Source organism: Nocardia sp. NPDC051900, assembly GCF_044452545.1.
GTDB lineage: Bacteria > Actinomycetota > Actinomycetes > Mycobacteriales > Mycobacteriaceae > Nocardia > Nocardia sichangensis.
The window spans coordinates 134,463-156,367 of the sequence record NZ_JBITBU010000009.1 but is presented as its reverse complement, the minus strand read 5'-3'; the positions used below and the strand labels follow the sequence as shown (position 1 = coordinate 156,367).

20 protein-coding genes are annotated in these 21,905 nt (G+C 68.1%); 1 reads left to right on the top strand and 19 read right to left on the bottom strand.

The window, feature by feature from the left end:
- Positions 1–40 precede the first annotated feature (40 nt).
- The 19 genes from ACIA5H_RS17380 to ACIA5H_RS17290 all read right to left on the bottom strand — a co-directional run bounded on the left by ACIA5H_RS17380 (position 41) and on the right by ACIA5H_RS17290 (position 20,789).
- Positions 41–775, bottom strand: a complete 735-nt coding sequence (locus ACIA5H_RS17380; RefSeq protein WP_356961623.1) for an SDR family oxidoreductase — start codon at positions 773–775, stop codon at positions 41–43.
- Between the two features lie 177 nt (positions 776–952).
- On the bottom strand, positions 953–1,447 hold the full coding sequence (locus tag ACIA5H_RS17375) for a hypothetical protein (protein WP_397076774.1): 495 nt from the start codon (positions 1,445–1,447) through the stop codon (positions 953–955).
- Between the two features lie 163 nt (positions 1,448–1,610).
- Positions 1,611–2,501, bottom strand: coding sequence for a LysR family transcriptional regulator (locus ACIA5H_RS17370; protein WP_397076773.1), 891 nt, complete (start codon positions 2,499–2,501; stop codon positions 1,611–1,613).
- Between the two features lie 24 nt (positions 2,502–2,525).
- Positions 2,526–3,428: a pyridoxal 5'-phosphate synthase lyase subunit PdxS gene (pdxS, locus tag ACIA5H_RS17365; protein ID WP_195042546.1), complete on the bottom strand. Its 903-nt coding sequence runs from the start codon at positions 3,426–3,428 to the stop codon at positions 2,526–2,528.
- Between the two features lie 456 nt (positions 3,429–3,884).
- Entirely contained in the window at positions 3,885–4,928 is a 1,044-nt protein-coding gene (locus ACIA5H_RS17360; protein ID WP_379251560.1) for an NUDIX domain-containing protein, read from the bottom strand.
- Entirely contained in the window at positions 4,928–6,052 is a 1,125-nt protein-coding gene (locus ACIA5H_RS17355; RefSeq protein WP_379251093.1) for a glycosyltransferase family 4 protein, read from the bottom strand. Before ACIA5H_RS17355 ends, ACIA5H_RS17360 begins: the two co-directional genes overlap by 1 nt.
- Entirely contained in the window at positions 6,049–7,017 is a 969-nt protein-coding gene (locus tag ACIA5H_RS17350; RefSeq protein WP_397076772.1) for a phosphatidylinositol mannoside acyltransferase, read from the bottom strand. The genes ACIA5H_RS17355 and ACIA5H_RS17350 overlap by 4 nt, the downstream gene beginning before the upstream one ends.
- Positions 7,018–7,105: 88 nt before the next feature.
- Positions 7,106–7,801, bottom strand: coding sequence for a phosphatidylinositol phosphate synthase (pgsA, locus tag ACIA5H_RS17345; RefSeq protein ID WP_379251097.1), 696 nt, complete (start codon positions 7,799–7,801; stop codon positions 7,106–7,108).
- 23 nt (positions 7,802–7,824) lie between these two features.
- Positions 7,825–8,424: an HIT family protein gene (locus ACIA5H_RS17340; protein WP_379251099.1), complete on the bottom strand. Its 600-nt coding sequence runs from the start codon at positions 8,422–8,424 to the stop codon at positions 7,825–7,827.
- Complete coding sequence (thrS, locus tag ACIA5H_RS17335) at positions 8,421–10,484, bottom strand: threonine--tRNA ligase (RefSeq protein ID WP_397076771.1); 2,064 nt, start codon at positions 10,482–10,484, stop codon at positions 8,421–8,423. The genes ACIA5H_RS17340 and thrS overlap by 4 nt, the downstream gene beginning before the upstream one ends.
- A gap of 223 nt (positions 10,485–10,707) precedes the next feature.
- Positions 10,708–11,322 (bottom strand): (2Fe-2S)-binding protein, encoded by a 615-nt coding sequence (locus tag ACIA5H_RS17330; RefSeq protein WP_379251101.1) that lies wholly within the window; start codon positions 11,320–11,322, stop codon positions 10,708–10,710.
- Positions 11,323–11,324: 2 nt separating this feature from the next.
- Positions 11,325–11,750 carry a TIGR02611 family protein gene (locus tag ACIA5H_RS17325; protein ID WP_355070436.1) on the bottom strand — a complete coding sequence of 142 codons (426 nt, stop codon included), beginning with the start codon at positions 11,748–11,750 and terminating at the stop codon, positions 11,325–11,327.
- Positions 11,751–11,858: 108 nt separating this feature from the next.
- Positions 11,859–14,108 carry a solute carrier family 23 protein gene (locus ACIA5H_RS17320; protein ID WP_397076770.1) on the bottom strand — a complete coding sequence of 750 codons (2,250 nt, stop codon included), beginning with the start codon at positions 14,106–14,108 and terminating at the stop codon, positions 11,859–11,861.
- A gap of 244 nt (positions 14,109–14,352) precedes the next feature.
- Positions 14,353–16,581, bottom strand: coding sequence for a SulP family inorganic anion transporter (locus ACIA5H_RS17315; protein ID WP_397076769.1), 2,229 nt, complete (start codon positions 16,579–16,581; stop codon positions 14,353–14,355).
- Positions 16,582–17,018: 437 nt separating this feature from the next.
- Positions 17,019–18,140: a tyrosine recombinase XerC gene (xerC, locus tag ACIA5H_RS17310; protein WP_397076768.1), complete on the bottom strand. Its 1,122-nt coding sequence runs from the start codon at positions 18,138–18,140 to the stop codon at positions 17,019–17,021.
- Positions 18,140–18,358 (bottom strand): helix-turn-helix domain-containing protein, encoded by a 219-nt coding sequence (locus ACIA5H_RS17305; protein ID WP_397076767.1) that lies wholly within the window; start codon positions 18,356–18,358, stop codon positions 18,140–18,142. The genes xerC and ACIA5H_RS17305 overlap by 1 nt, the downstream gene beginning before the upstream one ends.
- Before the next feature lie 15 nt (positions 18,359–18,373).
- Positions 18,374–20,110 carry a replication initiator gene (locus ACIA5H_RS17300; protein ID WP_397076766.1) on the bottom strand — a complete coding sequence of 579 codons (1,737 nt, stop codon included), beginning with the start codon at positions 20,108–20,110 and terminating at the stop codon, positions 18,374–18,376.
- Complete coding sequence (locus ACIA5H_RS17295; RefSeq protein ID WP_397076765.1) at positions 20,107–20,391, bottom strand: hypothetical protein; 285 nt, start codon at positions 20,389–20,391, stop codon at positions 20,107–20,109. The genes ACIA5H_RS17300 and ACIA5H_RS17295 overlap by 4 nt, the downstream gene beginning before the upstream one ends.
- Positions 20,391–20,789, bottom strand: coding sequence for a hypothetical protein (locus tag ACIA5H_RS17290; RefSeq protein WP_397076764.1), 399 nt, complete (start codon positions 20,787–20,789; stop codon positions 20,391–20,393). Before ACIA5H_RS17290 ends, ACIA5H_RS17295 begins: the two co-directional genes overlap by 1 nt.
- Before the next feature lie 231 nt (positions 20,790–21,020).
- On the opposite strand from ACIA5H_RS17290, the gene ACIA5H_RS17285 reads away from it, so the two are divergent.
- On the top strand, positions 21,021–21,758 hold the full coding sequence (locus ACIA5H_RS17285; RefSeq protein WP_397076763.1) for a GntR family transcriptional regulator: 738 nt from the start codon (positions 21,021–21,023) through the stop codon (positions 21,756–21,758).
- Positions 21,759–21,905: the final 147 nt, after the last annotated feature.

The following is a 21,905-nucleotide window of genomic DNA, read 5'->3' as shown; positions in this document are numbered from 1 at the left end:
GCATAACCACGTAGCCATATGCGTTTCCGGCGCCCAGCGGTCAGACCAGCCGATGCCCGCCGTCCACGTGCAGGACCGTGCCGGTGATGAAGGGATTGCGCATCACGCCCAGCATCGCCTGCGCGATATCGGAAGGGCGGCCGATGCGCCCGACGGGCAGGCGTGCGGCGAGCTGCTGGTGACGTTCGGTTTTCGCGGGCCCGGCGATGGTGTCCCAGATCGGTGTGTCGACCCACCCCGGCGAGACCACGTTGACGCGGACCGGGCCGAGCTCCAGGGCCAGCGCGTAGGCCAGCGAGGCGAGCGCGCCGTTGACCGCCGCCACCATGGCGCCGCCCGGCGCGGGCCGATACGCCGCGACGCCGGAAGTGAACGTCACCGAGCCGCCCGGTACGACCCGGGCGTGCTTGGCGAGCAGCATGGGGCCGATCAATTTGGCGGAAACGAGGTTCCGAGCCAGGTCGGCGTCGAACCGATCCAGCTGCTGGTAGGCGCCGGTGACATCGGCGGCGGTGGTGACGACATGATCGACCGGCTCCGATTCGGCGAACAAACGCTCGAGGTCGGCTTCGCGGGTGATGTCCGCGACGACCGAGCGCACCGTGCCCGGCCCCGCGGACAAGGTGCGCTCCGCCGCGGCGAGCCGTTCGGCGGAACGGCCCGCGATGGTGACCTGCGCGCCCGTATCGATCAGCGATGCCGCCAGCGCGAGTCCCATGCCGGAGCTGCCGCCAACGATGACGACGCGTTCGGGTGTTGTGCTGCTTGCTGTCATGACTCCACCCGACCATCGCGGCGGTCGAGAGTCCATGTCGCACTGCCGAATACGCCTTAGGCACGGGCTAACACCGCAGGCCGTGGACCGATTCGGCGCACGGACCGCGGTGGATGGAGCCGACGCCGGTCCGACGAAACGAACGTCACCGCCCGCGCGCCGGGCCGGCTCCCGTCATCACGCGGTGCAGGCCGGGGACTGCTGGTTCAGGTTGGCCAGCGCCTGGCAGGCCCAGGCCTTCTGGACCTTCCACTTGCCGTCTTCGAGGACGAACGGAACGTCGACCTGGTTCGCCTGCCCGTTGACGGTGAACGTGGCCTGGGCGGTGACCGTGTCACCGAAGGCGGTCACGCCTGTGACCACTGCCGTGGCGTTGGCCTGCTGAAACGCCTGGGCCAAGCGGTTCGGCAGGCTCGGATCGGCCTCGATGCCCTGCACGAGGTCGAGCTTCTCCTCGTTCGGCACCGCGGGGTCGAGCGCACGCTGCAGGTTGGCGTTGAGTTCTTCTTTGGTGGGCGGGGCAGGTACCTTCGCGGTCGCCGAAGCGGCGGCGGTGGTGTGAGTGGAGCTGTGCGAATCGCTCTTGTCGTCGCTGCCGCAGGCGGCCAGGCCGAGGGCGGCCACGAGAGCCAGGCCCGCTGCTGCGATGCGTCCGGTCTTGAGAAGCTTCAACTGTTCGTCCTTTGCGCTCGGATCGATCCGACGGTGATAGGGCGCGATATGGCCGGGACGGCCATCGAATGGCGAAGCTACTGAGCGTGATTGTGAGAACCATGAGACGACCTTCTGGCCGCCGTAAGAAGTGAACCTAGCATCGGAAGCGGTCCCGGCGGGCTCATTCCGGCGACAGTTCGGATGCCAGTGCCGCGAGCAGCGCCGCGACGGCCGGATCGCGCACCGCCGCGCGCCAGGCGATCGCATAGGTCACCCGCAGGGGCGCGCCACGTAACGGCCGCCAAACCAGACCGGCCAGTCCGTTTACGCGCGACGAGCTGAGCCCGATCACGTCGGGACGTGACGGCAGCACGGCCAGCATCTGCGCATGGCCCATCGCGCTGTCGCTCAGCCGTACCGCCGCGCCGTGGTCGGCGAGTGTACGCAACAGCGAATTATGCAGGCCCGCGGCGGATTCGCGAGAGAACAAGATCAACTCGTGCCCATCGAGCTCGGCCGGGTCCAGCGGCGCCGCCGCCGCCCCGGCGAGCGGATGCCGCTCGGACATCACGACGCCCAGCTCCTCGCGGGCCACCGGACGTTGCGCGAAGCGTTCGGGCAGCTCCACCGGGGCGCGGACCAACGCGAGATCGACTTCGTCGTCATCGAGAAAACGCACCTGATCGGCGGTGGTCCCACCGGTGAGCACCATCCGGGCATCGGGCAGCGCGGCGGTGAGCAGGCCGCCGATGTGGGCGGGCAGCCAGGGCGGGACGCCGTTCAACAGCCCGAGACGCAGCACCGGGGCACCGGCGGCGGCAGCGCGCCTGGTCTCGCGCATCGCCTCATCCATCGCGCGCAGCACGTTCCTACCGGAGCGCAGCAGCACCGCGCCCGCGGCCGTCAGCTCCACCCGCGGCTCCCGGACCAGCAAGGGGCCGCCCAGCTCCCGCTCCAGCACCTTGATCTGCTGGCTGAGCGTCGGCGTCGAGATGAACAATCGCTCCGCGGCCCGGCGGAAGTGCAATTCCTCCGCCAGGACCACGAAGTACCGCAGCTGCCGCAACTCCACGCGGCCGACGCTACCGGCCGGAAATCACCAGCCGCGCTCGGCCAGGCGGTGCGGCTGGGCGATCTCTTCGACGTTGATGCCGACCATGGCCTCGCCGAGCCCGCGCGACACCTTCGCCAGCACGTCCGGGTCGTCGTAGAACGTGGTGGCCTTGACGATGGCGGCGGCGCGCTGCGCCGGGTTGCCGGACTTGAAGATGCCCGACCCCACGAACACGCCCTCGGCCCCGAGCTGCATCATCATCGCGGCGTCGGCGGGAGTGGCGATGCCGCCCGCGGTGAACAGCACGACAGGCAGCTTGCCCGTCTCGGCGATCTCACGGACCAGCTCGTAGGGCGCCTGCAACTCCTTGGCCGCGACGAACAACTCGTCCTCGGGCAGCGACGACAGGCGACGGATCTCCTGGCGGATCTTGCGCATGTGCGTGGTCGCGTTGGAGACGTCACCGGTACCGGCCTCGCCCTTGGAGCGAATCATGGCCGCGCCCTCGGTGATTCGACGCAAGGCCTCGCCGAGGTTGGTGGCGCCGCAGACGAACGGCACGGTGAAGTTCCACTTGTCGATGTGGTTGGCGTAGTCCGCGGGGGTGAGCACCTCGGACTCATCGATGTAGTCGACACCGAGGCTCTGCAGGATCTGCGCCTCGACGAAGTGGCCGATGCGTGCCTTCGCCATGACCGGGATGGAGACCGCGTTGATGATGCCGTCGATCATGTCCGGGTCGCTCATCCGGGAGACCCCGCCCTGGGCACGGATGTCGGCGGGGACGCGTTCCAGCGCCATCACCGCGACCGCACCGGCGTCCTCGGCGATCTTGGCCTGCTCCGGCGTGACGACATCCATGATCACCCCACCCTTGAGCATCTCGGCCATGCCGCGCTTCACGCGGGCGGTACCGACGGTCTGGGTGGTCTCGGGGGTGGTCACGGCAAACTCCTCCAGGCATGTGCGCCAAATCGATCACTCGCATACGAACGCCACGATTCTAGGTGGGCGCAAAAGGCCACTTGATAGCCAGTTGGAGTGCACTGGCCTGGTGTGATCTCGGTAATGGCGCCTTACGCCGGGAAGGATCGGCGGCGGTGCCGTCCCGGCGCCGCACTGGCCTGCCCGGTCCGCGCCGGGCGCACGATCACAGCGGGCCGACCACCAGCAACTGCGCCCAGTACTCCGCGGCCGCGGGACCGATCAGCGGCAACAGGAAATCGAACAGCAGGTACGACATGAACCAACTACCTCCACAACCGAACAGGAACAGCCCCGCCGTCAGCGGGACCACGACACCGAAAGCACATGCGTCCCCGACAGCAGTACCCTTCGGCGCCCTGGATCATCGCGACGCTATCACGATCGTGAAACACATCACACGTCTTCCGTGGCCGGTCAGCGGATGGAGCGGACCTCCGGATCGCCGGTGCCCGACGCGGCCTGAGCTGCTTCGGCCAGCAGTTCGTCCAGGTGATACGGGTAGACGGTTTCGCCGGAGCGGTCCAGCGTGACGATGTCGGCGGCGGTGCACCATCGGTGCCCGGTGATGGAGCGGCGTTCGATCGCGGTCAGGTTCGCCGGTTGCGGGTCGAAACCACGCACCCGCAGGGCGAAGAACAACTCCTCGCTCCGGATCAGCTCCCCGTTGAAGGGGAATACCGCTACCCGCCGCCAGATCGGACCGCGCAGGGCGGCCGGATCCCCGCGATATCCGGTCTCCTCGTACAGTTCCCGTACCGCCGCCGCGCGCAGGCTCTCCCCCGGCTCCACGCCGCCGCCGACGGTGAACCAGAACGACACCTGCGGCGTCTTCGGATCGTTGCCGCGCATCAGCAGAGTCCGGTCGTTCTCGTCGAACAGCACCACCCGCGCGGTGGTGCGGATGGTGTCCACCGCGAGGCCGGTGGACGCGGCCGGGGTAGCGCGCTCGGTGATCTCGAAGTAGGACGGCAGCGGCGCGGTACCCCCCAGGTGCAGGACGCGGACCGGTCGGCGCGTGCGCAGCGCCAGCGTGTCGCGTACGGCGTCGTTGTGGAAGCGGCGTGCGATCAGCACCCTGGCCTCGGCGTCGGCCAGTTCGGCGACGAGTTGCGGGCGCAGCGTGCCGATGTCGACCGCCGACAGCGCGGTGGACAATTGGTTCTCCACGGTCTCGCGCTCGGCGCGCCCGGCGCGCTCGGCCCGGTCCGCCAGCGCTGCCAGTTGTCCGGCCTGCTCCGACAGAGCCGGATCGGACACCGGACCCGCGATCGCCATGGCGACCGACCTGGCCACCACCGCCCGGCGGGCCAGCGCCGCGTCGAGCGCCTGCCAGGACTGATCCGAGCGGACGTGCAGCCGGTCGAGCCGGTTGGCGGTGGAGTACGCCCACAGACCGATGGCGACGACGACCGCCGCGATCAGCGCGAGGACGAGAACGGTCGTCGCGGAGAAGGTGATCATCCTGCGGCCCGCACTCTCGTGTCGCCCACGGTCACCGTCTCGTAGACGCGCAGGATCTGTTCGGCCACCACCGGCCAGTCGTACTCGCCGACGACCTGGGTCGCGGTGTGCACGAGCCCCTCCCTGCGCACCTCATCGGTGAGTACGGCATGCAGCGCGGTGGCCAGCGCCGCCGAGTCGCCGACCGGGACCAGCATGCCCGCCGAACCGTCCCGCAGTACCCGGCGGAAAGCGTCCAATTCACTGGCCACGACCGCGGTGCCCGCCGCCATCGCCTCGATCAGGATGATGCCGAAGCTCTCGCCGCCCAGGTTGGGCGCCACGTACACGTCCGCGCTCCGCATCGCGGAAGCCTTCTCCTCGTCGGACACCTGGCCGAGGAAACGCAAGTGGCCGGACAGGTCGCCCGCTTCCCGGCGCAACCGGTCCTCGTCGCCGCGGCCGACGATCAGGATCTCGACGTCGGGATGTTTGCGCACCAGCTCGGGCAGCGCGCCGAGCAGGACCTCCATCCCCTTGCGCGGCTCGTCGTAGCGCCCCAGGAACAGCACCGTCCCGCCGGGGCGCGGATAACCAGGCAACATCGGCGCGCGCGCGAACGCAGGGACGTCGACGCCGTTGGGGATCTCCACCGCGTCCGAGCCGAGCGCCTCGACCTGCCAGCGGCGCGCGAGCTCGGACACCGCGATACGACCGGAGATCTTCTCGTGATACGGCCGCAGCACACCCTGAAAAGTGCTCAGCACCAGCGATTTCGTCGTAGAGGTGTGGAAGGTCGCCACGATCGGACCCTCGGCGATCTTCAGCGCGAGCATGGACAGGCTCGGCGCGTTCGGCTCGTGGATGTGCAGCACGTCGAAGTCGTTGCCCTCGATCCACCGGCGGATCCTGGTGTAGGCCATGGGCCCGAACGACAGCCGCGCCACCGACCCGTTGTACGGGATGGCCACGGCGCGCCCCGCCGACACCACGAACTCCGGCAGCGGGGTGCCCTCGGACGCGGGCGCCAGGACGCTCACCTTGTGCCCGCGTTCGATGAACACTCGCGCCAGTTCGACCACATGCGCCTGCACCCCACCGGGGACGTCGAACGAATAGGGGCAGACCATGCCGATCTTCATGGCGATACGTCCCCCTGTTCGGCTTTGATGCTCGCCTGCGCGGTGGCGATCCTGGCACGCCGCTGCGGCGAGAGATCGCTCTCCCACAATGGTTGCAGCATGTGCCAATCCGCGGGGTGCTCGGCGATATTCGCCGCGAAAGTTTCCGCCAACGCCTGGGTGGCCGCCGCCACGCCATCGGAAACATTCAGCGGCGCTTCGACTTTCAGTCCCCAGTCCTCTCGGCCATCGGCGTCTACCTCGAACCAGGCGTGCACCGGCAGCAATGCCGCGCCGGTCTCGATCGCCAGTTTCGCCGCACCCGCCGGCATCCAGGTGCGCTCACCGAAGAACTGCACGGGCACGCCCTTGCCGGTGAGGTCGCGTTCGCCCAGCAGGCACACGATCTTGTTCTGTCGCAGTCGGGCCGCCAGCAGACCGAACGGCGGCTGCTCACCGCCGGTCAGCGGGATCACCTCGAAGCCGAGGCTCTCCCGATAAGCGACGAACCGCTCGAACAGCGACTCCGGCTTCAGCCGCTCGGCCACGGTGGTGGGGCCGCCGTAGTGCTGGACCAGCCAGACGCCCGCAATGTCCCAGTTGCCGGAATGCGGCAGCACCAAGAGCACGCCTCGGCCCTTCGCGATTGCGGCATCCAGATGCTCCAACCCGCCGACGTCATAGTCGATCGCGGCATGGTCCATCGTGGGCAGCCGGAACGCCTCCCGCCAGTACCGCGCGTAGGACCGCATGCTGGCGACGATCAGTTCGTCCGGCACGTCGGCGGGAAGCACACCGAGCACGCGCGCCAGATTGCGCCGCAACTGGTTCGGCTCGCCGCCCGCGTGGAATTCCCGATTGGCGCGACGGGCAACCCGGTCGGCGCCCCACTCGAACAATCGTCGTGCAGTCGGCTCCGGCAGCGCACGCACCAATCGCCACCCCGCCGCGTATCCGGCGGCGCCGAGCTGTTCCCCGATCGTCATCCGAGCTCCCGAGCCGCAGGTCCGCAATTCATCGTGACGGATACCCGGACGCCACCGTCGATCGGTTCGCGCCCGGCATCGGGTGAGGTCACGTCGGAAGCCCCGACGTGCCGGCGGTGCCCGCGCCAGGGCGCTGCGACTGCCCGGTCGGGATCACGGTGCGCGCTCCCGGCGAGTTGCGTACGGCCAGCACCCGCTGAACAACGGTGACGATGCTGAGCACGGCGAGGATCCACATGGCCACGTGCACCGCGTAGGTCAGCCATTCGATCCCCCAGTAGCCCCCGATGCCGGTGAATCCGGCTCCCACCAGCACGATGATCAGCCGGTCCGGCCGCTCGATGAGGCCGCCGTCCGCGGACAGCCCACTGGCCTCGGCGCGTGCCTTCGCATAAGAGATCACCTGAGAGGTCACCAAGACGACCAGCGTCGCGGCGAACAACGGCTTGTGCTGCTCGTGGAAGACCGCCCACCAGGCCAGCCCGCCGAAGATGGCCCCGTCGGCCAGCCGGTCACAGGTGGCGTCCAGCACCGCGCCGTACTTCGTGCCGCCGCCGCGTGCCCGCGCCATCGCCCCGTCGAGCATGTCGAACATGACGAACAACCAGATCACCATGGTTCCCCAGAACAGGTGTCCGGTCGGGAAGAGCGTGACCGCGGCGACGATGGAGGCGGTGGTGCCGATCAGCGTCATCGCGTCCGGCGTCAGTCCGGTGCCGACCAGCGCGCGGCCCAGTGGAGCAGTCGCCTTGGCGAACGTCTCGCGGCCGAAGAAACTCAGCACGGCCGACCCGCCCGGTCGCTCATCTAGGCCTCCTTCCAGGCCGCCGACAGCAGCGCCCTGGTCTCCCGCAGCAGTTGCGGCATCACCTTCGCCCCGCCGATGACCGTGATGAAGTTCGCGTCGCCACCCCAGCGCGGGACGATGTGCTGGTGCAGGTGGTCGGCCAGCGACCCACCGGCCACCCCGCCGAGATTCAGCCCCACGTTGAAGCCGTGCGGCCGGGACACCTTCTTCATCACCCGGATCGCCTGCTGGGTGAAGGCCATCAACTCGGCGCTCTCCGCCTCGGTGAGATCCTCCAGGTTCGCCACCTTGCGGTACGGCACCACCATCATGTGTCCCGGGTTGTACGGGTACAGGTTCAGCACGGCGTACACCAACTCGCCCCTGGCGACGACCAATCCGTCCTCGTCGGACATCTTCGGGATGTCGGTGAAGGGGTGGCCGGTCGAATCCTTGGGAGGGGTGGCCGCCTCCGCGATGTAGGACATGCGATACGGCGTCCACAGGCGCTGCAGCCGATCCGGTTCGCCGGCGCCGGTGTCCACGATGCTGCCCGGCTCGGCCGAGGTCGCGGTCCCGTCCAGATCCGCGAGCCCCTCCGGCACCGTCCGCTCGGTCATGCCCCACCCTTGTTCGCTGATCGGATTTCGAAACCCTCGGCCGTCGGCGACGCGTTCTCCCGGTGGGCGATCCACGCGACGATGGTGGCCACCGCGTCGTCGACCGGCACGCCGTTGACCTGGGTACCGTCGCGGAAGCGGAAGCTCACGGCGTTCGCGTTCACGTCGCGCTCACCGGCGAGCAGCATGAACGGCACCTTCTGGGCGGTGTTGTTGAAGATCTTCTTCTGCATCCGGTCGTCGCTGCGGTCCACCTGTGCCCGGATGCCCTCGTCCTGCAACCGTTCGATCACCCGATCCAGGTGCGGGGCAAAGGTATCCGCGACCGGGATGCCGACGACCTGCACCGGAGACAGCCAGGCCGGGAACGCGCCCGCGTAGTGCTCGGTGAGCACACCGAAGAAGCGCTCGATCGACCCGAACAGCGCGCGGTGGATCATGACCGGCCGCTGCTTGGTGCCGTCCGACGCGGTGTACTCCAGGTCGAAGCGCTCGGGCAGGTTGAAGTCGAGCTGGATGGTCGACATCTGCCAGGTGCGCCCCAGCGCGTCCTTGGCCTGCACGGAGATCTTCGGGCCGTAGAAGGCGGCGCCGCCGGGATCGGGCACCAGCTCGAGACCGGAGGCCGAGGCGACCTTGGACAAGGTCTCGGTGGCCTCCTCCCAGATCTCGTCGGAACCGACGAACTTCTTCGGGTCCTTGGTGGACAGCTCGAGGTAGAAGTCGTCGAGGCCGTAGTCCTTCAGCAGATCCAGCACGAACCGCAGCGTGTCGGTCAGTTCGCTGTGCATCTGCTCTTTGGTGCAGTAGATGTGCGCGTCGTCCTGAGTCATGCCGCGCACCCGGGTCAGGCCGTGCACCACGCCGGACTTCTCGTAGCGGTAGACCGAGCCGAACTCGAACAGCCGCAGCGGCAGCTCCCGATACGACCGGCCGCGGGCACGGAAGATCAGGTTGTGCATCGGGCAGTTCATCGGCTTGACGTAGTAGTCCTGGCCGGGCTTGCGGACCGTGCCGTCCTCGTTGAGCTCGGCGTCCAGGTGCATCGCAGGGAACATGCCGTCGCGGTACCAGTCCAGGTGGCCGGAGACCTCGAACAGGTGGCCCTTGGTGATGTGCGGGGTGTTGACGAACTCGTAGCCCGCCGCGACGTGCCTGCGGCGCGAGTACTCCTCCAGCTCCTTGCGGATGATGCCGCCCTTGGGGTGGAACACCGGGAGACCGGAACCGAGCTCGTCGGGGAAGCTGAACAGATCCAGCTCCAGGCCGAGCTTGCGGTGATCGCGGCGCTCCGCCTCGGCGAGCAGGTGCAGGTGCTCGTCGAGCGCCTCCTGGGACTCCCACGCGGTGCCGTAGACGCGCTGCAGGTCCTCCCGGCTCTGGTCACCGCGCCAGTAGGCGGCCGAGCTGCGGGTCAGTTTGAAGGCCGGGATGAACTTGGTGGTCGGGATGTGCGGGCCGCGGCACAGATCGCCCCAGATCTTCTCGCCGGTGCGCGGATCCAGATTGTCGTAGATGGTCAGCTCTTTGCCGCCGACCTCCATGACCTCCGGATCATCGATCCCGGACTTGTCGCTGATCAGCTCCAGTTTGAACGGCTCATCGGCCAGTTCGACCCTGGCCTCGTCGACCTCGACCACCCGGCGGGAGAAACGCTGCGCGCCCTTGACGATCTTCTTCATCCGGGATTCCAGCTTGGCCAGATCCTCCGGGGTGAACGGCCGCTCGACCCGGAAGTCGTAGTAGAACCCGTCCTTGATGTAGGGACCGATGCCCAGCTTGGCCTCGGGGAATTCCTGCTGCACCGCTTGGGCGAGCACATGCGCGGCGGAGTGCCGGATGACGTTGCGGCCGTCGGGGGTGTTCGCCGCGACCGGCTCCACGTCGACGTCCTCGTCCGGGGTCCAGGACAGATCCTTGAGTTCGCCGTCCAGCCGGACGACGACGACGGTCTCCGGCCCCTTGGTGGACCGTCCGGCCTCGCGCACCGCGGCGCCCGCCGTCGTCCCGGCCGGCACCCGGACGAGGGCGACTGGGCTGATGGCGGCTGAGGTGGTCACGGCTGCGCTCTCCTTGGCGTTTCTCGTGCGCGGGCGGGGTCCCGCTGGATGGTGGCCGATCGCAAGTTCGCCCGGCGCGACCATGCTACTGTCCCGCCGCTTCGGCCCGCCCCTCCGGGTTTTGGGCCGTAGCGGTCGGGTGGCGCGAGATTTGCGTTCGGGTCTCTCTCCGGGTGACGCCGGAGTTCCCGGCGTTCCCGTCGAGTTGTCGCGCGCCGGATGGTCAGCCCTCGGCGGCCAGGTCCGCGAGCAGTGCGATGCGTTCGGCGGCAGAACGTTTCGGGCAGCTGGTGCACATCTCGCAGCCGGGGACCTCGAACACCAGGCAGCAGGAGATGCGCCGCACGAAGGTGCGTCCGCCGATCTCGACGAAACGCGGAACCGGAAGTTTGCCGCCGACCTCGGCGGCCAGCCGTGCGCCCGCGTCCGGCGACCCGGCATCCAGTGCGCGGTTGCCGATCGCGTCGGCCACGATCGCCCACAACGCGGGGACGCCTGCGCTCGACACCCGGGCGACCGGCGGGATGACGGTCGCCAGCGTCTCGCGCAGCGCCGATGCGCTACCGGAAGCCCGGGCGCCGTCCACCGGGATGCGCACCCGTTCGACGCCGCCGTCGGGGCGCACTTCGCACTCCAGGCGGTCCAGCGCGGCCTCGGGGGCGTCCGCGTCGTGCGCGTACGCCCGCGCGATCTGCTCCACCAGCGCGGACGCGGCCATGCACCACCACAGCGTGCCCGCGATACGCAGCGACGTGGTCCCCCAGGAATGGCCCATCTCCGCGATACGCGCGGCCAGCCATTCCGGTTGGGTGAGCATGCGCCCCGGAACGGTGGACACCGTTACAGGGGGCTGCGCAGCCATTCCCATTCGACTCCGATCCAACTACCCACAAGCCCGAAGGTTCCCAATACCCACAGCGTCGCCACGACCAGCGCGGCGGTGCCGACCGCCCCGGCCACCTGCACGGCCAGACCTTGCCGGGAGTACCAGTCCATCAACTGCCGATACCGGTCCCGCAGCCAGGTCAAGACCCGGTGCGCCCAAGCGAATTCGGTGGCGAGGATGCCCAGCCCGGCGAACACGATCGCCCAGCCGGGACCGGGATAGGGAATCGCGAGCACACCGGCCGCGAGCACGGCTACACCGACCACCGCGACCACGATCCGGTAGCCGAGGTACAGCGTAGGTCGTCGTTCGAGCCCGGCGCGGAAGGCGCGCCAGCGGGTCGGCCGATCGTCCGAGCTCGTTTCGAGGTCTGCCGTCACATTTCCCAGGGTACGAGGGTCCGGCACAGCGAATCGCGATCCCACTCGCCCGGACATGGTGACCCCGCCCGGCAGGCCGCCCGGGCGGGATCACCCATCCCCGTCCGATCAGACGAGTTCGGGAGCGGGCTGATGGCCCGCGTCATCGATGTGCGCGAGCCCGTTCTCGGTCACCTCGACCACCCGGGCACTGGCGATGTCGAAGAACAGGCCCGACACCTTGACGCCGCGCTCGGCGACCGCCTTGCGCACCGCTGGGTGCCGGTGCAGCAACTCGAGCTGCACCGCGACGTTCACCATCGCCAGCTGATCGACCTCGCCGAAACCGGCCTCCCGCGCCGCACTCGCCACCGGGTGGCCCGCGTGGAACCGCTCCAGGCTCGGTCGCGCATGGGCGAGCCAGGCGTCCACGCCGGGGACCTGGGCCCCGGCGTGCAACGCCTTCATCGCACCGCACGAGGAATGCCCGCAGACCACGATCGAGCGGACGTTCAGCTGCTCGAGCGCGAACACCAGCGCGGCCTCCACCGACGCGTCACCCTCGGCGGGCGCCAGGTTGCCCACGTTGCGCACCGTGAACAGATCGCCCGGCCCGCTGTTGGTGATGATGTTCGGCACGATCCGCGAGTCCGAGCAGGTCAGGAAGAACGAATCCGGGTCCTGCGTGTCGCGCAACTCGTCCAGATGCGGCCGGACGACGTGCGCGTGGCTGCGGTGGAAGGCCGCCACACCCGCCGCGACCGGATTCTCGTGCCGCTCGTCGCGCCGCCAAGGGCCGAGGATGTCGTCCCAGACCGAGCGGGCGAAGCTGCGTGCGGGCGGCTGCGCCGCGGCGTGGGCCATCCTGGCGCCGCCGATCTCCACGAAATCGACGTTGCCGCCGTGGTTAACCTGCTGGCGGGCGAATTCCTCGATGGCCTCGAACGCCGCGTGATCGAGGAAGTCGACGGTCATCTCCACCGTGACGTCGGCTCCCGGAGGGATCTTCGCGAATTGCGCCGACAGTTTCGGCAGCGCGAGGAAGGTGGCCGATCCGTCGATGGTCACCAGCCAGCGCTGCGTGCCGGGTACCTGTCGGGCCTCGATCGCCACGCGCACCACCCGCCACAGCAGCAGGCCGAAGGCCAGGCCCAGACCGATCAGCACGCCTTCGAGCAGGTTCGCGAACACCACGCCCAGCACCGTCACGGCGTATACCAGCAGGTCGCCGGTGCGCCGCGCCAGTTTGATGTGGGCCAGCTTCACCAGTTGGATGCCGATCACGATGAGCAGACCGGCCAGCGCGGCCTTCGGGATCTGCTCCACCACGGAGACCAGGGCCACCGAGAACACCAGCACCCAGACCCCGTGCAGGATCGCGGAGGCGCGGCTGTGCGCCCCCGCCTGCACGTTGGTGGCGCTACGCACGATCACGCCGGTGACCGGCAGGCCGCCGAGCAGACCGGACAGCACGTTCGCCGAGCCCTGGCCGATCAGTTCCCGGTCGAAGTCGGTGCGCTTGCGCGAGTGCATCTTGTCCACGGCCACCGCGGACAGCAGGCTCTCCACGCTGGCGATCAACGCGATGGTGACGACTGCCAGCGCCAGGCCCGACCAGTCGCCGCGGGGCAGCGCGGGCAGGCCGATGGCGTCGAACAGCGAGCCGTTCAGCACGATGCGCACCGCGTCGAGCGGAAGCACCAGCGACAACGCCGTACCCACGAGCACCGCGACCAGCGGACCCGGCACGACGCGCACCCTGGCGGGCAGGTACTTCCAGCCGAGCATGATCGCGATCACGACCACGCCGATCAGCGCGCCACCCCCGTGCGCGGACAGCAACTGCCCGGGCAGCTCGACGATGTTCCGCCAGGCCGAGCTGTGCGAGGAACCGCCCAGCAGCACATGGATCTGCTGCAGCGCGATGGTGATGCCGATACCGGCGAGCATCGCGTGCACCACCACGGGCGCCACGGCGAGCGCCGCCCTGGCCACGCGGCTCAGGCCGAGCAGGATTTGCAGCACACCGGCGGCGAAGACGATGAAACACGTCGTGCGCCAACCGAATTGATTGATCGTCTCGGCGACCACGACGGTGAGGCCCGCGGCGGGGCCGCTCACCTGGAGGACCGAACCACCGAGGCTTGCGGCGACGATACCGCCGATCACGGCGGCGATGAGCCCGGCGGCGACGGGGGCTCCGGAGGCGATCGCGATGCCGAGCGAAAGCGGCAGCGCGACAAGGAAAACCACGATCGATGCGGGCACGTCGTGGCGCAGGATCTCGGTGAAGCGATCGGACAGCGGTCCGGAACTGCGGCTCGAACCCGCCGGTGCGGGCTTCGACGGTGGCGGGGCCAAATCGTGATCGATAGCCATGACTCTCCTTCGCCGACTCGGCTGTTTCGCCGAGGTCGGTTGACGATCAACATGTCCAGCAGGGCACAAGACCGCGAACCGGCATCTCGCGGTGAAGCAGTCCCGACACAGCGATGAGTCGAGATGTAAACGAGTGCAAGTCTATTGGTAAAGACTTAGCAAAGCCTGAGAAGTTCGCCGATTGTGTGCGATTCCCCACTGTCCGGTCGTCGTCCATCAGCATGATCCATCGCACAACGCCTGGTCAGACGGGTTCCGCCGCGATATCGCGCCGCTCGTCGCCGAACTCCGCGATGCCGTCGGCCATGACCTCGATCACCCGGGCCGTGGCGAGGTCGAAGAACAATCCCGACACCGCCACGCCCCGCTCCTCGATCCCCCGGCGCACGACCGGGTGCGCGTGCAGCGTCTCCAGCTGCACGGCGACGTTCACCATGCCCAGCTGATCCACCGGGCCGAAGCCCGCGACGGCCGCCGCGGCGGCGACCGGATGCCCCAGCCGGTAGCGCTCCAGGCTCGGCCGCGCGTGCGCCAGCCAGTCGCCGAGCCCCGCCCCGGCGCGGACCTCGCGATGCAGCGCCTCCATGGCACCGCAGCCGGAGTGACCGCAGACCACGACCGCGCGCACTTCCAGCCGCTCCAACGCGTAGATCAGCGCCGCCTCCACGGAGACGTCCCCACCGCGCGTAGGCACCAGGTTGCCCACGTTGCGCACGGTGAACAGGTCGCCAGGGCCGCTGTTGGTGATGACGTTCGGCACGATCCTGGCGTCCGCACAGGTGAGGAAGAACGAGTCGGCGTCATGCCTATGGCGCAACTTGTCCAGGTGTGGACGCAGCAGGTGGGCGTGGCCGCGGTGATAGGCGGCGATGCCCGCCGCGATGCGGTCCTCCCGGTCGCCCGTGCGCCGCCACGGTCCGATGACCTGGTCGACGACCTGCCTGAAGTGCCCGCGCTCGGGCGGTCCGGCCAAGGCGGTTGCCATCCTTTCGCCGCCGAGTTCGACGAATTCCACTGCACTACCGTGTGTTTCGCGCTCGCGAGCCCATTCGGTGAGGAACTCGTGCGTAGCGTGGTCCAGGAAGTCGACGGCCATCTCGACGGTCACCTCGGCGTCGGCCGGGACCTTCGCCAGTTCCGCGGTGAGCTTCGGCAAGGCCAGGAAGGTGCAAGTGCCGTCGATCGCGACCACCCATCGGCGCGAGCCGGGTACGGGAGCCGCGACGATCAGCACGCGCACCACCCGCCACAGCAGCAGCGCGAACGCGAGCACCAGACCGATCAGCATGCCCTGCAAGAGATTCAGGAACACCACACCCAGCACCGTCGCCAGGTAGACGTACATTTCACCGGCCCGCCTGGCCAGCCGGATGTGCGCCAGCTTGATCAGCTGCGCGCCGACGAAGATGAGCAGTCCGGCCAGCGCGGCGGTCGGGATCTGCCGCACGAGGCCGACCAGGGCCACCGCGAACAGCAGGATCCAGACTCCGTGCAGCACGGTCGCCGCCCTGCTGCGGGCGCCTGCGTTCGCGTTGGTGATGCTGCGCACGATGACGGCCGCGATCGGCAGGCCGCCGAGGAGGCCGGAGACGACGTTGGCCGATCCCTGCCCGATCAGCTCCCGGTCGAAATCGGTGCGGTGACCAGGCCGCATCTTGTCCACCGCGACGGCCGACAGCAGGCTTTCGACGCTGGCGATGAGCGCGATCGTGATCATGGTCGAGGCGACGGCCGCCGGGCCGCCGGAGGGGACGGCGGGCAGACCAAGGGACTCCAGTAACGACTCGTTCAGCACGAGGTGCTCGACCCGCGTGGGCAGGACGAGCGCCAGCAACGTGGCGGTGACCACGGCGACGAGCGGTGCTGGGAGCACGCGCACCCGCCGTGGCGCGAAGCGCCAAGCGACCAGGATGCCGATGACGACCAGGCCCACGCACAGGTCGCCGGTGCGCACCGACAACAGCTGCCGCGGTAACCCCACCAGCGCGGCGAACGACGAACTCAGCGAGCTGCCCCCGAGCAGCACGTGCACCTGTTGCAGCGCGATCACCACGCCGATGCCGGCCAGCATGCCGTGCACGACCACCGGGGCGATGGCCAGCGCGGCGCGCGCGACCCGGCTCAGCCCGAACAGGATCTGCAGCACACCCGCTCCGACGGTGATGAAGCACGTTGCCGCCCAGCCGAATTGGTGCACACTCTCGGCGACGACCACGGTGAGGCTCGCGGTGGGCCCGCTCACCTGGATCGCGGAACCACCCAGCAATCCGGCCACCACACCGCCGACGACGGCTGCGATGAGGCCTGCCGCCACCGGAGCGCCGGAGGCTACCGCCACGCCGAGTGAAAGGGGAAGCGCGACCAGGAAGACCACGATCGAGGCAGGTAGATCGGCACGGCCGACGCTGGTCAGGTAACCAGCGAGGTGTGCGCGCGGCGACGTCCGTGGTGCGGAATCGGTGTCGGTGGACATATTTTCTCCTTCGCCGGGGTGGCCCCGGTTCATCGGTCAAACATGTTCTTGGCATCGAAAGCGAGCGGCGGGCGAAGCTCGGGCCGTTCCACCGGTCGAGGGAAGCGCGACCCGCGACGCAGCGATCGAGATGATAGTAAAGAGTTCGCAAAGCGCGTGAAAAGGTTTCCGCTCCCGCTGACGGCAACCGCTACCATAATGTGACTCAGGTCACAATGCAACAAATGAGTACGAACAGCGACGGCCCGAACCACCCCGCACCGGGTATGCAACCCCGACCACATATGAAAAATCCCCCCGACCAGCATGGACATCGGGGGGAATGAAGTGGTCCCAGCTGGGATCGAACCAGCGACCTTCCGCGTGTGAGTCAGGCACATCGTTGCAGGTCAGAACGGTGGCACGTGCGGTCGTGTCCCACACGTGCCCCGAATCTGTCAGTGCCTCACGATGATGGTGCGCGGCAGCTCGACCGCGTTGCCTCTGGCTGCCAGCTTGCTCAGCTCGGCGGCGACCTCCTTGTCCCGGCCGTCGACAGCGTGCAGGTACCGCAGCGCGGCAGCCGTCGAGGCATGGCCGAGTCGCTTCTTCAGGTCGGCCAGCGTGGCCCCGGTCGCCGCAGCCAAGGTCTGGCCGGTGTGTCGGAGGTCATGGAAGCTGACCTCCACTCCGACCCGATTCCGGGCCCGGACGAACGCCTGATAGATCGCGTTGCCCCTCATCCGCTGACCGTCCTGGCCGACGAACAGCCAGGTAGGCCCCGACCACTTCTCCAGGTGCTCCACGAGGAACGGCCGAAGGTGCGGCGGAATGGATACCGGCCGCTTGCCCGCGTCGGTCTTCGGGTCCTTGTCGAACGCCTCGCCGGACTCCAGGAGCTCCACCCGATTGCGCCGGACCCAGACCTCATCGGCCACCAGGTCCAGGTCCACGACCGCCAACCCGATGATCTCGCCGCGCCGCAGACCGCACCACGCCGCGAGCAAGACCGCCGCCCGATATCGCGGAGTGATCTTCTCGACCAGTTCGGCGACCTGGGCCGGAGTCGCGACCGTACGTTCCTTCGCCCGGTCAGAACCGGCGCCCTTGATCGTGCACGGGTTTGCCGAAATCGCGCCGTCCCGCTTCGCCTGATTCATCACCGTCCGCAGGAACCGGTAGGACTGGGCGATGGAGGTCTTGCCGCCGGTGCCAGCCAGCGCCTTGGCGTGCCAGCTACGCACCACCGGAGGCGTGATCGCGATCAGCGGCTTGTCCAGCAGCTCCGTCATGTGCAGTCGCATGTTCCGTCTGCACGTCTCCTCCCACCGCGGACCCACGTCCGGGTTGTCGCGCAGGTAGGCCGAGGCGTAGTCGCCGAACCGCTGACGCCCGATCCGCTCATCGAGCCAGGCGCCCCGGCTGATGTCGGCTTCGACGTTGACCAGCCATCGGTCCGCGTCGGTCTTCGTCCGGAAGGTGTTCGGCGCGTTCTGCCGCTTGCCGTTGGGGCCGATGAACGACGCCTGATACTTGCCGGAAGGCAGCTTGCGGACTTTGCCGAACCGCCGTCTTGCCATCAGGCCACCGCCCTGCCGCCACTCCAGCGGACCTCGATCGGCTCGACCCTGCCCGCCTGGGCGTACGCCTCCAGGTCCGACACCTTGAACCGCACATGCCCGCCGATCTTGTAGAACACCACCCGACGTTCCGCGACCAGCCGACGAATGAACCGGACGCCGGTACCCAGGTACGCCGCCGCCCCCTCCACGTCCACGTATCTCGACTCGATAGTCACCGTTCGACCTCTCCCCTATGCCGCCGTGTCGTCGGCTGAATCATGTTGTGCCGCAGTGTGTTCGATGGGACGCAGGTCTATCGGTGGGTCCGCGAGCTGCGCACGGGTGTACTCGGCCTGCCAGGTGATCTTCTGTGCCACCATCTGCATGATCAGGTGCTCCCGAGGCGGCACGTTCGGATCGCCGGGTTCGGCCGGGGTGATCTGAAGCCGGGAGATGACCTCTCGCGAGATCCCGGCTTCAGCGAGACGTTGCCGAACGAACTCCGCACGATCGGCCTTGTGGTCGGCCAGGTCCTTACCGGTCCACTTCCGCGACACCAGCACCCGACGCCCCCGCAACCCCAACGTGTCGCGGCGGTGTGCCTTGCCCTTGCACAAGCCCGGAATCGTCTTCGCCGTGGCGCCCTTGGGGACGATGCCGTAGCGGAACCACACCCCGCAGCTCGGGGAGCACGGTGTCTTGCACAGCTCGGCGTGCAGACGGTCGTAGTGGTCGGCCGCGCGCTGGGTCTTGGCCTCGAGCACGTCGCCGACCGACTTGGTGAGGTACTTCGTCAGGTACCCGATATGCCGCCCGGCTTCCTCGGTGCCGCCGAGGATGCCCTTGGCGTCGACCTGGGTGCCGAACCGCACCACATGCGCGGGCTCCAGCTCGTCCACGGTGTCCATCAGGTCCAACGCCTCGGTGAACGTCGGCACCGGCTCACCGGTGTCGGGGTCGACGAATCGACCGGCGGTGTAGTCCCAATAGGGCATACGGTCGGTGTAGACCTCATGGTCGAAGTGCGGCCACCACACCTGGTGATAGGTCGCCGCCGCCAGCTGGCGGATCAGTTCCTTCGGGTCGGTACCGCGGACTCCGATGTGGATGTGCGGGGCCCCACGGCGCTGCGGCTCCACCGTCGCGAAGTACTGCACATCACGGCCGGAGGCGCGGCGGTAGTTCTGGACGAACCGGTCGAACAACGCCGAGAAGTGGATCGCGTCCCGCGCCGCACGCCGGTAGTCGTAGCTGTCCGGGTCCACCGGCGAACCGTCGGAGATGGGCTTGCCCTTATCGTCGACCCCGGCGCCGTCGCGGTTGATCCGCCCGTAGGACGGCAGGGTGAGGGTCAGGAACAGCGAGGGCCGGTACTTGCCCGCGTACACCCGCCCCACCGTGGTCTTGGCGACCTTCTTACGCGGCAGGTCCGGCTGCTCCTGGCGCCGCCGGGTCGAGCGCTTCCGCACCGGTTTCTCCTCCGGGTCCAGGCTGGGCAGCTTGCCCTTGATCCCGGTCGCGCGCAGCTCCTCATCCAGATCGGCCACGACTTCGCGGATGCCGTCCATCGCGTCTTCGTCGCCGTCGTCGCGAGCCTTGTCGTATTCCTGCATCAGCGTCGCGCGCGCGGTGAGCAGGTCGGTTTGCTGCTGGGTGGGTGGGTTCTTCTCGATCACGGGTTCCTCCTCGATGTGCCAGCCCTCCCGGGCCTGCTGAATCCGAAGCGCCCGAGCCTTCGTCGCGCACGCGGGGCAGACGCATTCGAGGGTCGACTTGCACGGGGCGCCAACGTATTTCGACCCGTGGGTGTCCAGGTCGGTGGCGAGCATGGCCAGCGGTCGGCGGCACACGCCGTGCTGTTCGGCCATGTCGTAGGCCAGCTCCACGACGTTGAGCCGGGCCCGTCGCTCGGCTGCCGTTTCACGGGCCGCAGCCCCATCACCGTCGGTGACAGGGCTGGGCAGTTGCGTGACGTTCTCCGCCGTCATGCCACCTCCACTGCGTCGAGGTCGACCACCGTCCACGGCGTCTGCGTGACCCGCAGCAGAGCCAACACCGCGTCCACCACGTGGTCCGGCGGCTGAATTTCGGTTTCCCACGCCCGGATTGCGTGCCAGGTCAGCGGCACACGAGGCCACTGCACTGGGCCGATCACCTCGTTCAGCCGCTCGGCGAACGCCTTCGGGCCCAGCCCCATTGACTGACGGGCCCGGATCAGGACCTCTCGCTTCGGCGACATCCACGTCTCCGGCATCACCACGTCAGCCATCACGCCACCGCCCCGAACTCGATCACGTTGTCCAGCTCCACCGGCACCTGCGCAGCGGTCGCCAACACCCACTCCACCGGGCTCAGCCGCAGCACCAACTCGGCGAAATCGGTCGCCTGCCACAGCGTCGCGTCGTACTCCTCGCTGTAGGCCAGACGCAGCAGCCCGCACTCACGCCACCGCGCGCACATCGCACCGAACTCCGGCGAGCCCACCGGCCCCAGCCCCGCGATCTCCTCGAACGCGATCGACATCCGATCCGGCCGCGCCAACAGCCAGGCCAGCGACCAGCGCTCCTGGATCGACAACGCCTCCGCGCCCAGCAACAGCAATCGCGCCTGGTCTTCGGTCAACTCCTGGGCGGGATCGCGGGGAAAGCTTTCAAGTACCATGGACATGACTTCGGAGCTCCAATCTCTGAGGTCGATCGATGCAGCTGAAGCGGTTGCACCCGCTTTGGTTTTCGGCTCCCCGGTGGTTGCACCCGCCGGGGAGCTTTACTGTTTGTCGATACCTCGCATGCTAGCACGCGATTGCACGCGTGAACTAGCACACAGACGCGAATGGCCGAAATCCGCCAGATGATAGACTTGTATGCCTACTAGTACGCGATTGCCAGGAGGTAATACATGTCGCCGACGTTGGACCGGCCCGCTCCGGCATACATGCAAATCGCTGAACACTTCAGGAAGTTGATCAAGAATGGGGAGCTTCGCGAAGGCGCAAAACTTCCATCTGTAGTCGAGATCGCGCAGGGTTGGCAGGTTGCTAGCGCTACTGCCGCCAAGGCGCTTGGCCAACTGCGCTCAGAGGGATACGTCCAGAGCAACAATCAGGGCACTTTCGTGTCGATTGCCCACAAGCAGACGACCGGCCCGGACCGGTTGCAGATGCTTCGCGCCACCGGCAACGGCTATCGCCCTGGCGAGACCGCCGAGGTTGTCAGCGCCGAACTGACAGAAGCGGAGGCCGCAGTGGCGCAAGCGTTGTCGCTCGCGGAAGGCTCGGCTGTCATCCGTCGACGTCGTATCTACCGTGATGATCTTGGAGTTGTGACGGTTTCTACATCGTGGCTTCCGGGATCGTTCGCAGACGCGGCACCGGAACTGTTGTCCACCGAGCCCTTGCCGAAAATGACATTCGGCTTGGTAGAGGAACGGACAGGCCGACGAGCTGTGAGGCGACGCGATGTCGTCGCTCTCAACCCGGTACCCGCCGAGATTGCGGCCGTGCTGGGTACACAGCCCGATACGCCGTCCCTGACCATGACGAACCTTTACTGGGATCAGAACGGCGATCCCACCGAGTACGCCGTTGACTTCCTCGGCACCGGCCGTGAACTCAGCGCCGAGTACTCACTCGGGTAACTCCAGCCTTCACCAACGGCTGAGATGCCACCGGTTCGATCCATGAGCTGTCGGCATCTCAGCCGTTCCCGTCTTCACCGTCGCGCCCTACGTTGTGCGAGTTGTTGCCGAATTTGGCTATATAGGATCAAGAGCGCCCCGGCGGCG